The 14,553-nt window shown below is 69.1% G+C and carries 14 protein-coding genes; 11 read left to right on the top strand and 3 right to left on the bottom strand.

All coding sequences use genetic code 11. The features are described from left to right. Nucleotides 1–95: 95 nt before the first annotated feature. Nucleotides 96–842 (bottom strand): site-specific DNA-methyltransferase, encoded by a 747-nt coding sequence (locus tag ACFWVE_RS12225; RefSeq protein WP_047471334.1) that lies wholly within the window; start codon nt 840–842, stop codon nt 96–98. 580 nt (nt 843–1,422) lie between these two features. On the opposite strand from ACFWVE_RS12225, the gene ACFWVE_RS12220 reads away from it, so the two are divergent. From ACFWVE_RS12220 to ACFWVE_RS12175, 10 genes are all read left to right on the top strand, one after another. Further along, a complete protein-coding gene (locus ACFWVE_RS12220; RefSeq protein WP_384011581.1) occupies nt 1,423–2,565 on the top strand; it encodes a C40 family peptidase in 1,143 nt (380 codons plus the stop codon). 88 nt (nt 2,566–2,653) lie between these two features. After that, nucleotides 2,654–2,962, top strand: a complete 309-nt coding sequence (locus ACFWVE_RS12215; protein WP_011029048.1) for a DUF6112 family protein — start codon at nt 2,654–2,656, stop codon at nt 2,960–2,962. After that, nucleotides 2,962–3,642: a hypothetical protein gene (locus ACFWVE_RS12210; RefSeq protein ID WP_384011574.1), complete on the top strand. Its 681-nt coding sequence runs from the start codon at nt 2,962–2,964 to the stop codon at nt 3,640–3,642. The genes ACFWVE_RS12215 and ACFWVE_RS12210 overlap by 1 nt, the downstream gene beginning before the upstream one ends. A 28-nt stretch (nt 3,643–3,670) precedes the next feature. Continuing rightward, nucleotides 3,671–5,080 carry an ATP-binding protein gene (locus tag ACFWVE_RS12205; RefSeq protein WP_384011570.1) on the top strand — a complete coding sequence of 470 codons (1,410 nt, stop codon included), beginning with the start codon at nt 3,671–3,673 and terminating at the stop codon, nt 5,078–5,080. Nucleotides 5,081–5,211: 131 nt separating this feature from the next. Beyond that, nucleotides 5,212–6,678 carry an SCO6880 family protein gene (locus ACFWVE_RS12200; protein WP_384011565.1) on the top strand — a complete coding sequence of 489 codons (1,467 nt, stop codon included), beginning with the start codon at nt 5,212–5,214 and terminating at the stop codon, nt 6,676–6,678. A 25-nt stretch (nt 6,679–6,703) separates the two neighbouring features. Continuing rightward, nucleotides 6,704–7,156, top strand: coding sequence for a DUF6238 family protein (locus tag ACFWVE_RS12195; protein WP_384011559.1), 453 nt, complete (start codon nt 6,704–6,706; stop codon nt 7,154–7,156). 26 nt (nt 7,157–7,182) lie between these two features. Further along, nucleotides 7,183–8,688 (top strand): ATP-binding protein, encoded by a 1,506-nt coding sequence (locus tag ACFWVE_RS12190; RefSeq protein ID WP_242735763.1) that lies wholly within the window; start codon nt 7,183–7,185, stop codon nt 8,686–8,688. A 32-nt stretch (nt 8,689–8,720) separates the two neighbouring features. After that, nucleotides 8,721–9,416, top strand: coding sequence for a hypothetical protein (locus tag ACFWVE_RS12185; protein ID WP_384011552.1), 696 nt, complete (start codon nt 8,721–8,723; stop codon nt 9,414–9,416). A 129-nt stretch (nt 9,417–9,545) separates the two neighbouring features. Next, a complete protein-coding gene (locus tag ACFWVE_RS12180; protein WP_360862221.1) occupies nt 9,546–10,109 on the top strand; it encodes a hypothetical protein in 564 nt (187 codons plus the stop codon). Nucleotides 10,110–10,206: 97 nt separating this feature from the next. After that, a complete protein-coding gene (locus tag ACFWVE_RS12175; protein WP_384011545.1) occupies nt 10,207–10,971 on the top strand; it encodes a hypothetical protein in 765 nt (254 codons plus the stop codon). Between the two features lie 192 nt (nt 10,972–11,163). On the opposite strand, the gene ACFWVE_RS12170 is transcribed toward ACFWVE_RS12175, so the two are convergent. Both ACFWVE_RS12170 and ACFWVE_RS12165 read right to left on the bottom strand, forming a co-directional pair. Then, nucleotides 11,164–11,391 carry a hypothetical protein gene (locus ACFWVE_RS12170; protein WP_384011542.1) on the bottom strand — a complete coding sequence of 76 codons (228 nt, stop codon included), beginning with the start codon at nt 11,389–11,391 and terminating at the stop codon, nt 11,164–11,166. An 83-nt stretch (nt 11,392–11,474) separates the two neighbouring features. Then, nucleotides 11,475–12,356 carry a hypothetical protein gene (locus ACFWVE_RS12165; protein WP_384011538.1) on the bottom strand — a complete coding sequence of 294 codons (882 nt, stop codon included), beginning with the start codon at nt 12,354–12,356 and terminating at the stop codon, nt 11,475–11,477. Between the two features lie 508 nt (nt 12,357–12,864). On the opposite strand from ACFWVE_RS12165, the gene ACFWVE_RS12160 reads away from it, so the two are divergent. After that, nucleotides 12,865–14,475 carry a hypothetical protein gene (locus tag ACFWVE_RS12160; protein ID WP_384011533.1) on the top strand — a complete coding sequence of 537 codons (1,611 nt, stop codon included), beginning with the start codon at nt 12,865–12,867 and terminating at the stop codon, nt 14,473–14,475. Nucleotides 14,476–14,553: the final 78 nt, after the last annotated feature.

The raw sequence follows: 14,553 nt of genomic DNA, 5'->3' as shown, positions 1-14,553 counted from the left end.
GCGGGGGGCGCTGGATCCCCAGTTGGTGGCCTCCCCCCCCGCCCCCCCTCTGGTGCCTGTAGGCCGCCGGCCCTGACCTCTCTTCGCTCTCACGCTCATGCCTCCGGTCCGGCCAGCTCGAAGTCGTCCTTCGTCAGTTCGGCCCGCAGCCGCTCCTCGGCGACGTCAGCGTAGTGCGCGGACAGCTCGACGCCCACAAAGCGGCGTCCCTCGCGCAGGGCCGCGACCCCGGTGGAGCCGCTGCCGGTGAACGGGTCGAGGACCGTGCCGCCCTCGGGGCAGACCTGGACGAGCTGCTGCATGACCTCGACCGGCTTCTGGGTGATGTGAACCCGGCCCTTGCGGGGCTGGGAGGCGATGTAGTGCCCCGGCAGGTAGAGATCGCGGGTGTTGTCGAGGGAGCCCTTGACGCCCCAGATGATGAACTCCGAGTCCTGCTTCGGCCCGCCCTTGCGGGGCCGGCTGGACGGCTTGATCCACGGAATCGTGCCGCTCCAGGTCCATCCCGCCATCTGCAGGGCGTCGGAGGTGGTCGGCTCCTGTCGCCAGTCGGTGAAGACCATCGCGACCGCGTGCTCGGTCGAGGCCCGGTACGCCTCAGTGAGGAGTTCGGTGAGCCAGGAGCGGTAGGAGCGCTGGTCGCGGTTCTCGCCCGGGAAGTTGGCGAGGTCGTGCGCCGAGTTGCTCGTGACGTACTTGGCGCGGGCGGTGCGGCCGGTTCGGTCCGAGCTGGTGCGGCCTCCGGAGTTGTACGGCGGATCGGTGATCACCGCCTGGACGCTCTCGTCCGGGAGGGACTTCAGGACGGTCAGGGCGTCGCCTCGGTGCAGCGTGTAGCTCATGGGGAGGGCCTCTCTTCGGGTGCGGCGGAGTCTGGACCTGCTCCGAGCAGCGCTCAACGGCGTACATCCGGTGCGAGGTTGCAGCGGAGGTTAACGGCGAATTCCGGCCGCGCCTAACGAGGTGGCTCCCTGCTTCGGGCCCCTGGTTGGCAGTCGTTTGGCGCGGCCGGAATCCCGGTCTACTGTCTCGCCGTGCCACCGGGAAGGAGCGCTGCTCCACCCCCGTTGAGCTGTGCTTATCCGTGCTATCTCGTCCAATCGAGCAGCGTCGGAGGCATGTTGCCCATCTGCCCGTGAGCGCCGTGAGGAGGCCCCTGTGCACCGCCTGAGATTACGAGCGCGGCTGGCTGCCGCGCGTGACCAGAAACCGGCGTCCTGGAGCTACCAACTCCTCTGACCCGGGCCCGCCGAGAGGCGGATGCACATCGGCGCGGTGCCGACGGCTTTGCACGAGAAGTCGGAACCGCGTCTCCTTCGAACACCGAGGAGCCGCTGCGATGCAGCATGCCCTGACACACCCGCGCCCCGACCCACCTCCCTCGACCGGTCCGCACCGCCGTCGCGCTGAACGGCGGCGGCCGTGAAGAAGACGACGGGAGCCCTCGTCGGTCTGTGCGCCACCGGACCACTCCTGCTGGCACTGCCGATCCTTGGCATCGGGGCCGGGACCGCTTCGGCTTCGTGCTCGACCGACGGTGCACAGGGTGTGGACGCCTCCGCCGTCGCCAAGCAGGTGAAGGCCATCCTGGACGGCGGCGACAAGGGCTCGGTCTCCGTGCCGGGGCTGGACGCGCCTGCCGGCCAGGTGCCCAACGCCAAGACGATCCAGGCCACGGGCGTCGCGATGAACATCCCCGCCCGAGGGCAGGTCGTCGCCCTGGCGACCGCGCTGCAGGAGAGCGGCCTGCGGAACCTGACCTACGGCGACCGCGATTCGCTGGGTCTCTTCCAGCAGCGGCCGTCGACGGGCTGGGGTACGGCCAGCCAGATCCTCGACCCGGTGCACGCCTCGACGAAGTTCTACGAGGGGCTCAAGAAGGTCTCCGGCTGGCAGTCCCTCTCTGTCACCCAGGCCGCCCAGGCGGTACAGAAGTCGGGCTTCCCGGAGGCGTACGCCAAATGGGAGCCGCTGGCCACCGCCCTGCAGAAGGCCATCGAGCCCCTGTTGCAGAATGCCGGCGGCGCATCGCCGAGCCCGTCGTCGTCCGGCTCTGCCGACACCAGCCCCTCTCCCGATTCTGCGGGGGGTTGTTCGGCGGACGGCGACGGGACGGACTTCGGCACCATCCCGGCGGGTGCACTGCCGGAGGAGTACAAGATTCCCGCCTCCGCGCCGCCGAAGGTACAGACGGCGATCCGGTGGGCGCTCGGCCAGCTCGGCACCCCGTATCAGTGGGGCGGCACGTGCACCGACTCCCACGGCAAGAACCCGATGGGCCGCTGCGACTGCTCCTCCCTGATGCAGGGCGCGTACAAGGCCGCCGGGGTCAGCCTGACGCGGACCACGTACACGCAGGTCAAGGACGGCAAGGCCGTCTCGGTCGATGCCCTCAAGCCGGGCGACCTCCTCTTCACCGAGGGGACAGCCGCCGTACCGGAACACGTCGGGATGGCGATCGGGCAGGGCCTGATCGTCCACGCCCCGCACACCGGTGACGTCGTACGGATCACCACCGTCGCGTCCTGGAAATCGCGGATTCTCGCGGCCCGCCGAGTCGTCTGACCGGCGCTCCTCCCCCTCCTCACCTCCCCTCGCACCGCTGGTTCGCCCCACCGGGCTTTGGCGTGCGCTCATTCGAACTGGAGTTCCCGTGTATCTCGCTGAACAGGTCATACAGCTCGCCTACGACCCGGGAATCAAGCCCAACGAGGGCGGGCTCCCTGGGCTCAACGTCCTCAAGCAGGTGATGGGCTCGATCAACTTGTTCGGGCTCATCGCCGTGGTCGGAGCCCTCGCCGTCAGTGCAGGCGTGTGGGCCTGGGGTCACCACTCCGGTGGTCACCAGGCCGAGGCGAACGGGAAGAAGGGCGTGCTGGTCAGCGCGGGCGCGGCCCTTCTTCTCGGTGCGGCCAACGGTGTAGTGGCGTTCTTCTCGACGCTCGGGACGCAGGTCCACTGATGGCTCAGCACTCCACCCACCCCGGCGGCGCATCTCGCGTGCGCCGCCGGGCGCTGCTCGGCACTGCCGTCCTGGCGGTGCTCGTCGCCCTCGCCGGCCTGGCCGCCTACCTCACCCGCGAGGGCCGAAGCCCCTTCGATACCGCTTCCCCACCGCCGAGTTCGCCCACCGCGTCCTCGTCGACCGCGGCGCCGTCCGGGCCGCACACCCGGCCCCGCGCTCTGCCCGTTCCGCCGAAAACCCACGACCCGATCACGTACGGGAAGGCCGCCGCCGCAGCGCTGTGGTCGTACGACACCCGTGCGTACTCGCAGCCCGAGCTGCGCAAGGCGCTGCGCGGCTGGCTGACCACGGAGTCGAAGTACGCCGACCCGGCCTCCGTCGACCAGGCGGTCCCCTCGGCCGTGCTGTGGAAGGAGATGGCGGCCAACAAGCAGGTCGCCACCGCCAAGATCAACGAGGGGCACTTCCCGCACGCCTTCACCCAGGCCCTCCAGGACGACCCCGGGGCGATCACCCAGGCGTACGTCTACGCCGTCACGGTCTCCGGCAAGCAGTCGATTCGCTGGAAGGGCTCGGCCGCCGGCGGCGCGGAGAGCCGGTCCACCACCCTCGCGGTCCAGTGCCGGCCCAACCACCCCTGCGCCCTGGTCGGCGTCATGCCGTCCGTCGCGCCCTGACCCTCGCCCAAGAACGGAGGTACGACCCATGGGAGTCTGCGACTTCCCTCTGATGGACAAGGTGTGCGGCGCTGTCGACTTCGCCACCAACCCCGCCGGCACCGTCACCGACGGTCTCGGCGCGTGGATCGCGAAGTCGGCGGGCGAGCTGGCGTCCAGCGCGGCCGACCTGGCCGCCAAGGCCGTCAACAAGACGACGGCCATCGACCTCAACGCCGGGTGGTTCCGCGACAACTACGAGCTGCTGCTGCCCATCGGCCTCGCCCTGACCGTCGGCATCTTCTGCATCCAGCTCATGACCGCGGCCTGGCGCCGTGACGAACGTGCCCTCGCCAAGGCGGCGTTCGGCACCATGACCGGAGTCCTGTTCAGCTTCTCCGCTATCGCCTTCACGACCGTCGCCATCACCGTGGTGGACGCACTGTCCGACGGCCTCTTCAAAGCCGCCAACACCTCGATCGACGACGCGATCCGTCGTGTGATCAAGGTTGATCAGATGGGGGCCATGTACGGCCTCGGCTGGGGTGTGCCCGCGCTGGTGGCCTTCGGGTGCGCGATCGGCGCCTTCCTCTACTGGGGCGTGATGGTGGCCCGCAAGGTCGGCGTCCTGATCATGGTCGCGCTCGCGGTGTTCGCCGGGGCGGGCGGCGGCTGGGAAGTCGCCAAACGGTGGCGGCGCGGCTGGATCGAGGCCACCGGCACCCTGATCGTCTCCAAGCTGTTGATGACCGTGGTCTTCCTGATCGGCGTCTCCGCCATGGGCAAGACCGACGCCAGCGACGGAATGGCGGCCCTGTCCGACGCGATGGCCGGCATCGTCGTGATGGTCCTGGTGTTGCTCTGCCCCTACGCGACGTACAAGTTCGTCCACTGGGCCAGCGACGGCGGCGGCCACGACGACATGCACCGCACCGGTGTCGCCGGCATGGCGGTCGCCGCAGGAGCCGCGAAGACCGCAGGCAGCCTCGCGCTGCGGGCCGGTACCGGCACCCCCGCTCCGCAGGGTCCGAACCAGGTCCCGGGCGCGGGCGCCGATGGCGTCGCCTCCGGCATCAACCCCTCCGGCGGCAACCTCAGCAAGGAGGGCATCGACGCCGGGCCGCCCAAGCAGCAGACCCGCTTCCGGTACGGCGAAGACCCGGACGCGAGCGGCGACAAGGGCCGGGCTCTGATCCAGCGCCCCGGGATCCCGCCGCTGATCACACGTCCTGGCGAGGACGAACCGGAAGGGTCCGAATCGGCTGCCCAAGGCGTTGCGGGCGGCTCCGGTCACCTCGCAGCCGCATCGGCTCCGGGCGGCGACATGACCTCAATGCCGCCAGCCGACCCCGGACCTTCGGCCTCGGGCACTCCGGCGTCCGCGTCCGGACCGTCGGCCACCGGCTCCGCGACGCCGACGAACTGGGTGTATCCCACCCGGCCGCCGTCGGGTTCCTGACCCACATCCCCGGGGGCGGGCCGCACTCCACGGCCCGCCCCCGCCCCCCACCAGCAGGAAGGTTTCGCCATGACGTCCAGAAGAGCGCCGCGCGCCCCGTCCTCCGCCCGCTCTCACCGTCTGGAACCACCATGTCCGGCAAGCACCAGTCCTCCACGCCCACCGTGAAGTTCCCGCACCGCAGCAGGCGCGGCGTCCTGCTCGGCCTGTCCGTCCCGCAGTTGGTCGTCGCCGGGCTCACCGGCCTTCTCCTTCTCGCCGTGATCCTCGCCCGCGGTGTGGTCGGCGCCCTCCAGCTCATCCCGCTGTGGGCCGTGATCGCCCTGCTCGTCTTCGTCCGCCACCGAGGCCGTGCTCTGGCGGACTGGGCCCCGATCGTCGTCCGGTACGCGCTGCGCCGGATGCGAGGCCAGCTCGTCTGGCTCACCCGGCCCTCTCGCCGGCCGACCCGCGAGGGACTGCTCCACCTTCCCGGCACCGCTGCCAGCCTGCGCGTGACCACTGCTCCCGACGGCAAGTACGGCGCCGTCCACAACCCGCACACCGGGACGCTGACCGCGGTGGTCAAGGTCTCCTCCCGCGCCTACGCCCTGCTCGACCCCGGCACCCAGCAGGCCAACGTCGGCGGCTGGGGACGCGCGCTGGCAGCTCTCGCCCGTACCGGGCAGATCGCCCGCATCCAGGTGATCGAGCGCACCATCCCCGACTCCGGCGACGCGCTGCGCCGCTACTGGGAAGAGCACGGCCGCCCCGACACCCCGATGGCCGGCGCCATCTACGACGAGCTGATCCAGAGCGCCGGTCCCGCGGCCGCCCCGCACGAGGCGTACGTCGCGGTGTCCCTGGACACCAAGGCGGCCCGTCGGCTGATCAACCGGGCTGGCGGCGGTCTCACCGGTGCCTTCAGCGTCCTCGCCCAGCTCACCTCCACGTTCGACCAGGCGGCGCGGACCGCCGGTCTCACCCCGACGGGCTGGCTCACCGCTCGCGAGATCGCCGCCGTGGTGCGCACCTCCTACGACCCGAAGGCGCTGGCGACACTCGACCGCTGGTCCACGGCCGGTCGCCCCGAGGCCGAGCCCGCCGCCGCCGGCCCCGTCGTGGTGGTCGAGAAGGCGGACCACATCGCCACCGACTCCGCCGTGCACGCCACCTACTGGGTGGAGAACTGGCCTCGCACCGAGACCAGCGCCGGCTTCCTGCACCAGCTCCTCTTCACCGGCGGCGTCCGGCGCACGCTGTCGCTCTCCTACGAGCCGAAGAACCTCGACGCCGCCCTGCGCGACGTGCAGCGCAAGAAGTCCAGCGTGATCGCCGACGCCGCCGAACGGGCCCGGCGCGGCCAGGTCGACTCCGAGGCGGACTCGATCGAGTACCAGGACATCAAGTCCCGCGAACGCCAGCTCATCGCCGGGCACGCCGACGTCGCCCTGACCGGTCTGCTGACCGTGTCGGCCGACACCGAGGACGAGCTGTGCACCGCCTGCGCCGTCGTGGAGACCGCCGCTGTCGGCGCCCAGCTCGATCTCCGGCCGCTGACCTGGCAGCAGGCCGAGGCGTTCACCGCCGCCGCCCTGCCGCTCGCGCTCGCTGCCTGACCCTTCCCTTCGAAAGAGCACCCTCATGTCCCGCACCGCCAGCCCGACCGCGCAGGACTTCGTGCCCTTCGCCACCGCCGCGCTCGACTTCCACCGGGCGCTCAACATCCCGGGCGGCCCGCTGGTCACCAGCCGGGCCGAGCTGGACGCCCTGCACGCCCACCTCGTCTCGCTGTACGGGCTGCTCGACGCCCACACCGGTCGCACCGAGCAGCTCGTAGCGGTCGAGGGCGACCAGCTCCGTACCGCCCGCACCCGCATCTGGCAGGCCGCCGAGCACCTCCACGCCGCCTACCACGCGGCGCCCCGGCCGGACTCCGGCGAGATCCCCGCACCGGAGACGTGCCAGGTCGGCCTTCCGGAGGGAGCACCGGGACTGACCATCTGCCAGCGCCACCAGCGCACCGCTCATCTCGTCCGGCGGCGCACCACCCCGGCCGACCTGCACGCCCCGTTCACCGGCCTCGTCCGCCGCTGACCCACGCCTCATCTGGAGAAACGCTCATGCCCCGTACCCGCGCCAGCGCCTCCCCCCTGTTCGTGCCCCGTAAGACGACGCGCGCCGAGCAGCGAGCCGCCCGAGCCGGTTTCACCGAAGCCCGCCGCCAGGCACGCCTCGCCGGAAACCCGCCCAAGCACCGCGCCGAGCAGACCCTCGACCCGGATCTGCGGCCCACCTACCCGCCCGCCGGTCGCCCCGGTCCGGCCTCCGCCCGCGGCGGCAAGCTCGCCCTGCCCGCCCACCGGATGACCACCGCCACAGCCAGCGGCGCGTACCCGTTCGTGGCCGAGGGCGGCCTGGGCGCCGAAGGGGTGTTCATCGGCCGCGATGTGCACGCGGAGGCGGCCTTCTGCTTCGACCCGTTCTCGCTCTACAACAGCGGCAGGGTGGAGGGCTTCACCAACCCCAACGCGGTCCTGGCCGGGATCATCGGCATGGGCAAGTCGGCGCTGGCGAAGTCGATCGCCACCCGGTCGATCGCCCACGGCTACCGGATCTACATCCCCTGCGATCCCAAGGGGGAGTGGACCGGCGTCTCGCAGGCCCTCGGCGGCTACAGCATCGCCCTGGGCCCGGGACTCCCCGGCCGGTTGAACCCGCTGGACGCCCCGGCCCGTCCCGCCTCCGTGAGCGAGGAGGACTGGTTCACGGAGGTTCGCAAGCGCCGTCTGCTGCTGCTGGCCAGCCTCGCCCGCACCGTGCTGAAGCGCGACCTGCTGCCGATGGAGCACACCGCCCTCGACCTGGCCCTGGATCTGGTCGTCGCCGACGCCGCCGCCCGGGGCACGGTGCCGCTGCTCGGCGAGATCGCGCACGTACTCGGCTCCCCCGAACGCCTCGACCAGGCCCTCGGCCACCAGGCGGGGCACCTAGGTTCAGCCGCCCAGGACCTCGCCCACGCCTTGCGACGGCTCGTGCACGGCGACTTGAGCGGCATGTTCGACGCGCCGAGCACCGTGTCGTTCGACCCGACCACACCGATGCTGTCCATCGATCTCTCCCGTCTCGGCGGCTCCGGTGACGACACGGCACTGGTGCTCGCGATGACATGCGCGAGCGCGTGGATGGAGTCAGCCCTCAGTGATCCCGATGGTGGTCGGCGCTGGGTGATCTACGACGAGGCGTGGCGACTGATGCGGCACGTCGGGCTGCTGGAGCGGATGCAGAGCCAGTGGAAGCTCTCCCGAGGGCTGGGCATCGCGAACCTCATGGTGATCCACCGGCTCAGCGACTTGCTCTCGGCGGGCGACGCCGGTTCACGCGGCCGAGTCCTGGCCGAGGGGCTCCTCGCGGACTGCAGCACGCGCATCATCTACCGCCAGGAGCCCGACCAGCTCGCCGCCGCTGCCTCTCTGCTCGGCCTGACCGGCGTCGAGACCCAGGCGGTGTCCGCCCTGACCAAGGGCCGAGGTCTGTGGAAGGTCGCAGGCCGCTCGTTCATCACCCAGCACATCCTCCACCCGGCCGAGCGGGAGCTGTTCGACACAGACGCCCGCATGGCCGCCTAGCCCAACGACCAGCACAACAACGGGAATCGATCATGTCTGCTTCTTCCACTCCTTCCTCCGGTGACAACCAGCCGTCGCAGGCCACCGACCCTTTGGCGTGGCGACAGCACCTCCCGGCCCTGGCCTCGGCCGCCGCCGGGATCAACGAGGCGTGCGACGCCTGGGACGCGGTTTCGGACTCCCTCTGCGACGCGGACGGCTGGCCGCTGGACGACAAGGTCTACGGGGACGGGAAGGTCAAGCGGGACGCCGAAGCGTGGAAGCACGCCGAAGTGTTCCTCGACCACGGACCCGAGGTGCTGGCCGGGGTCCGCGTCGCCGCCGACGGCCCCGACTACGTCGAGGGGCCGATCAGTGACGACCTCTGTCGGATACGCGGGATCGACACCATCCTGCTCCGGGCGGAGGAACTGCGGCACGAATGGGCCGACGTCATGGCGCTTATGGACGGTTCGCAGCCGAGCGTGCTCCACCTCTACAAGGAGCGTGCCGAGGAGCACCGCAACACCGAAGGCTGGCACTACTCACACGAACTCGGCTCCAAGGGACCGGCGTTGGTGCGCGTCGGCGAATACCTCGCTCACCGAGCGGACACCGCACGGCCGGCGCAGACCGAGCGGGCTCGCGTCGCCCTGACCCGCTCGACGCACAACGCCCCTGCCGGATCACCTGCTTCGCCCCAGCTCCCACCGGCATCGCAACCGCCGGCTCCCGGTCGCTCGCGGTGATCCCTAGCACGCAGTCACGGCAGCGCCAAACTGCCCGATCACCAGATCCTCATGGACCACCGCGCTCCTTCAAGCTCCACGCCCCGTCGGCTCCCGCCGTGCGGCGGGACGTTCGCAACGGAGAACTCCATGCACCACGAAACCCCGCCCCCGACCGCCGTGTCCGATCCGCGTCGCCTTCAAGCCGCCCTCTGCTCCGCACTCGGGCAGCGCGGCCTGGAGGGCACCGTCGAGTACGGCCTCAGCGACTACATCGTCCACGCCGAGCTTCCCGACGGCAGTTCGCTGATCATCTCGCCCCCGCAGGAGCCACCCTCCGAGCACCCCGAGACCCCGGAAAGCTGGATGGTCACCCGCCACCGGTCCGCCGAGCCCGCCGTCTACGAGGTGATCTACGACTCCGAGCCGGACGGTCCGCATGCGCGTCACGGCGGCAGCGTGCCGGATCTCCTCTCCGCTGTCGACGCCCGCCTGGACCAGCTTGGCGTACCGACACGCCAGGAGCAGGAACGTTCCGGCGAGGCGCGCGCCGCCACCGTGCTCCCGCCCGACTCCGCTCCATCCCGGGCGAGGGTCGCTCTCGCCTCCTCGCCGTCGGTCGGCCAGCGCGTGCTCCCGACCGGTCCGCCGCCGGAGTCTTCCGCGCGGGCCGCGCCGCCGCCGGCCAGTTCCTCATCCGCTCCCCGGCTCTGACCGACCGCGATCCAGGAGTCCTCCGTGCACCGCACCCTCAGAACTGATCCGCCCGTCGCCCGCACCTGTAACCGCACCCGCCTCGGATGGATCTGCCATGCCCAGCCACTACGACGTGCTGCCCGACCTGGCCTTCGGCCACCACCCCGTCCACGGCATCGTCGCCGCGAACCCGAAGAACCTCGCGGCTAGCACCTGGATGCTCAGGGGATTCGACTTCCATCCCGTCCCCGACCAGCCGACGTTGTACGCGCTAGCCGACCAGAACCGTGACGGACACGGCCGTACGAGCCGGGCCATCGAGCTGCTGCGCAAGGCCGGCTACCAGGTCGATGTGGACGTCGCCCTTGACCCTGCGCTGGCGCCCGAAACGGCACAGGTACGCGACCGCGGTCCGCTCGGTGAACCAGACGTCGCCTTCGCCGATCACCCGCAGCTCGGCATCGTCGCAGCCCTCGACGACCGTGTCTCCGGCCTCAGCGGGCTCGCGCTGGTGGAGGACGGCTGGCGGCACAACTCGAGCCTGGACATCTACACGCTCCCCGCGACCACCGATCGCGTCGAGGCGCTGGGGAAAGTCGCCGACGCCACGGTGGCCCTGCACCGTTCGGGGCTCCAGGTCGCAGTGCAGCCACGCCTCGCTCAAGAGGTGACGGCTCGGCACCGCCCTGCTGCCACGCCGACCGCTGGCCGTGAGCGCGGCCGTGGTCCCGCTCGCGCGTCTCCGTTGAGCGCCGCCGCGCTCGCCGCCAGCCCGGCCCGTGCCGGTATCCCGGGCAGGGCGCCGGTCCCCGCCGCCGCCGTCACCACACCGGCGGTCCGGCCGGTTGACCCCCGCGTCGCGTACTCCCGCGACCGCTGATCCAACTCCTTAAGGAGGCCCTTTCATGGCCGTTGCTGGTAATCCCGGCTATCAGAACTTGCGGAATGCCAGACCGAGCGACCGCCGAGGGGAGCTCTGCGAGACGGACACAGACGGGAACGTTCAACCGCTCTTCCGCCCGTGCCATCGGCTCAAGACCCGCGAGGACTTCGGGGCCGCTGGTCCGCCGTTCTAGCAGCTAGACAGAGGACAAAGAGAGTGAATCGCCGTCCCCAACTCCCGGCAGAATGGGCGGTATTTATCCGTGAGGTCCACGGCGTCCGGGTCCGGGTGGCCGGCCTCCCGCAGGAACTCGACCACGTCACCCGCCTGGTAGGCGGTCCCGAGGATCTGCCCGTCATATCGAACCTTGCGCCACCCGCGCTCGTCGGGCGGGTAGACGACTACACGTCGCTCCATGCCCCAGCCTCTGAGAGGGCGGCTGGGGCCGCATCTCAGGGGCCTCCGCTCCAAGCGGTGTACTGCGCATGCATGTTCCATTTTCAGGTGTCCCGCCCCAACTGCGCCCGCGTCTGCTTGGCGAGGTCGACGAATCCGTCCAGCCACTCCTGAGTCACGTGGCCCTCCCAAACCGGCAGGTGCAGGGACGACACCCACGGGCCGTGGACTCGGCTGCCTGATCCGAGATCCCCGAAGGCACGGAACCGAGTGGGCACCCGCGCCATCTTGATCATCTCTTTGGCTAGTCTCCGGAGGTCGTCGGCGTCTGCGATCCAAACACTGTTCGACTGTGGTTGCAGTCGCCTCACCGGCTGATGCAAGCGATGCGCCGGAGGGAACAGGTAGGCCGAAAGTTGTCCGTCGAGGTCGAGATCAAAGCCCACGCCATCGACAGCGAAGTCGATGGCCCCCACGTTCGAGATCCGCACCCCGGGAAAGAATTCAACGGAGTCGACGTTGACCGGCTTAACGTCCTTGAGATTCTCGATCTTGGTGACGATGCCAACACTGCTGGCACTGACCGCTTCCGCTTCGGCCTTCGGCGTGGTGAACGCCTTGACGACCTGATCCAACTGTTTTGCACTCAGGCCGGCACCCCGGCTCTCCGTAACCTGCCGCGCCTTCCATGCAAGCAGCTCCTCGGTCGGGTAGGACTCCTCATGGGCATCCACCCACCTGTGGTGCTTGAGGCACAGAAGCAGCAGGTTCTCCTCGCCGTTGAGCTTGCCGTTGGCCTTGGTGAAGTTCGGGTCGTACCGAGCCCCGCCGGGCTTCTCGGCCCGGATGTGCGCCACCTCTACGTTCGGGCTCTGGTGGCCACGGTGCTCCTCGATCAGAGGCTCTGAGCAGTCGGGGTACGCGCAACCCGTCGCGCGACCGAACAGGATCTTGCAGAGGCGGGCACCAGGGCTGAAGTCGCTCACCGGACTGACGATAGGTGGTCAAAGCCGCTCCGACCTGGGAAATCCAGCATCTCGCCGGGCTGCAAGCCGTGCCTGGGTCATCTGATCACGCGGTGCTATCACGGTCGCAACTCGTGAATCTAAGCTTGGCCACGGCCACGGCCACGGCCAGGCCTCGGCGACGCCGTTGCTTTCAGTGCAATGGTGACGATCTCGGGTACAGTGCCGTGTTCGTCACAGATCAGTCTTCTTGTGCTGGCCGTCCAGCGATGGGCGCATGTCACCTGCTGGTCAACACCCCAGCGCAGCCTGCTAGAGCGGGCGCAGACGCCCACAACAGCAGCCACAGACGCCGATAGGGTAGGACGTGTCGGGCTAACCGACGTTTCGCCAGCCCACTCGCCCAACTACCGAGTCAGGTGTGGGAGTGCAACGCCCTGCAGGGCAGAGAGCGAGTCTGACGCAGGTGCGACCCGATGAGTTGTTTCCTTCCGCTGCCGGATACCTCGACGTGCCTTCCAATTTGGACGTGGATCCCACGGATCCGACCAGTGTGGCGCAGTTGCTTGCCCATATCCGACTTCAACAGGATCACCTTCAGGACACCCCCCACGTGTGGGAGCAGTTCACCAAAGCGCTGCTGAGCGACATTCGAGGTGTTCCAGCTGTCGTTCCCCAGGTTCCTGAAGGGGCGCGTGTTGTTCTAGCACTGGGCGTCTGCTGGACCCCCGCGCGGCTGGCGTTCGAATGTGCGCAACCCTTAGCCATGTGGGAGTGGCTGCATCGGGCGGTGGCTACATCAGACAACGAGGGCGGATCGATCGACATTGACTTGGGGCCGGTCGACCGGGCCCTGAAAGACCCGCACTGGGCCAAGTCCGTGGAGCGAATCGTCATCTTGCTGGCGCCGATGGTGTTCTATCTGGCCAATAACCACAGTACCGGCGAGCACCTGGCTCAGGGCTTCCGTGCACCTGTATTCTCCATCTGCGCCCGTGCCTTGCCGACCGGGGACAAGCATGTGGTGGAGGCTGCCCTTCACCTGGCAAAACATTTGGTCTGGCAGGACTTGCGCCAGCCCGCGTGCCTCCTAGGACACGCCTTGGAGGTTCTCCTACTGGCCAATCCTACTCACCCTCTCGCGGGGGCCATAGCTGCCTTTCTGGCCGGGGAGCGGCCTCCGGTGACCCATCGCGACCCCACTGTAATCGCGGCGTGGGCGGTACAACATGTCTCCATGAATCCCTTCGCCGCCCTGAATCTTCAGGTGAGTCGGTTCTTGGGGATGCCCAAGAACGAGGGGGACGCCGTCCTGCCTGAATTGTTGCAGCAGGTGGAGAAGGTCATCGCCATAGTGGAGAGCGAGAGCGATCCGGCGCAGGTGTCACGCGATCGAGGTATCGTTTTCTCCATTTTGGGCCAGCTTCAGTACCGGCTTCTCCAGTCAGGTGACGCGCTGCACCTGACCCAGCTGCTGAGCATCTGGCGGGGTGTACCAGCGGATCAGACTCGCAACGACCGGTGCCTTACGCTGGCGAACGCCGGAAGTAAGGTCTGGTTCCGGCCAGGTTCGGCCCCATCACCTGACCTCCCGGACTCGGGCAACCGTCTCACCACGGCCTTCAATAAGGCATTGGGGAAAGCCTTGGTTACCCGCAGCCAAGGCGACACCGCACTAACTCACCCTGCCACCGGGCGCAAAGATCTGACGCAGGCAGAGGAGTTGCACGACGCCCTGCACGCCCATCTCGACGTAGCGGATCTCGTGGAATTCGCCTTTAGTGAAAACGCCGCCGCCTTTATCTCGCTGCTGCCGAGCCTAACCCCGGTACAAGCGCTGCTGGCCCGCGCGCAAGGACCGGCCCTTCCGCTGGCCGTCAGTTTGCGAGCACCGCTGCCGGACCGTCCTGTGGAACGAGTGCAGTTGTGGTGTGGCGATGCACCGTCAGCTCGTACGGAAGCCATCATCGTGGAGACAGTTTTTTCCTACGCTGGTAAAACTGTCGACGTAATCACTGGCGATGACCTGTCCTGCGACCGATTCCTTGCCGAGTTCCAGCGCGATGACTACGACGTCATCTGGGTCGTCGCGCACGGGTCGCATCCTCCCTACGCGCCCGACCCAGGGTCCGTTGCATGATTGCACTTCGTCCGGAACATCGGGTTGGTCCGGTGGTGGAGTGGACGTCCCGGTTCGGGCAGGGGTGAACGCAGCGCA

The organism is Streptomyces sp. NPDC058632, assembly GCF_042717095.1.
Taxonomy (GTDB): Bacteria; Actinomycetota; Actinomycetes; order Streptomycetales; family Streptomycetaceae; genus Streptomyces.
Note: the sequence above shows the minus strand (reverse complement) of the source record. Positions and strands in the feature narration are given on the sequence as shown.

Coding starts and splice junctions, on each gene's coding strand:
- ACFWVE_RS12225 (WP_047471334.1), bottom strand. CDS start 842: ATGAGCTACACGCTGCACCGAGGCGACGCCCTGACCGTCCTGAAGTCC.
- ACFWVE_RS12210 (WP_384011574.1), top strand. CDS start 2,962: ATGGCTCAGCACTCCACCCACCCCGGCGGCGCATCTCGCGTGCGCCGC.
- ACFWVE_RS12205 (WP_384011570.1), top strand. CDS start 3,671: ATGGGAGTCTGCGACTTCCCTCTGATGGACAAGGTGTGCGGCGCTGTC.
- ACFWVE_RS12200 (WP_384011565.1), top strand. CDS start 5,212: ATGTCCGGCAAGCACCAGTCCTCCACGCCCACCGTGAAGTTCCCGCAC.
- ACFWVE_RS12195 (WP_384011559.1), top strand. CDS start 6,704: ATGTCCCGCACCGCCAGCCCGACCGCGCAGGACTTCGTGCCCTTCGCC.
- ACFWVE_RS12190 (WP_242735763.1), top strand. CDS start 7,183: ATGCCCCGTACCCGCGCCAGCGCCTCCCCCCTGTTCGTGCCCCGTAAG.
- ACFWVE_RS12185 (WP_384011552.1), top strand. CDS start 8,721: ATGTCTGCTTCTTCCACTCCTTCCTCCGGTGACAACCAGCCGTCGCAG.
- ACFWVE_RS12180 (WP_360862221.1), top strand. CDS start 9,546: ATGCACCACGAAACCCCGCCCCCGACCGCCGTGTCCGATCCGCGTCGC.
- ACFWVE_RS12175 (WP_384011545.1), top strand. CDS start 10,207: ATGCCCAGCCACTACGACGTGCTGCCCGACCTGGCCTTCGGCCACCAC.
- ACFWVE_RS12170 (WP_384011542.1), bottom strand. CDS start 11,391: ATGGAGCGACGTGTAGTCGTCTACCCGCCCGACGAGCGCGGGTGGCGC.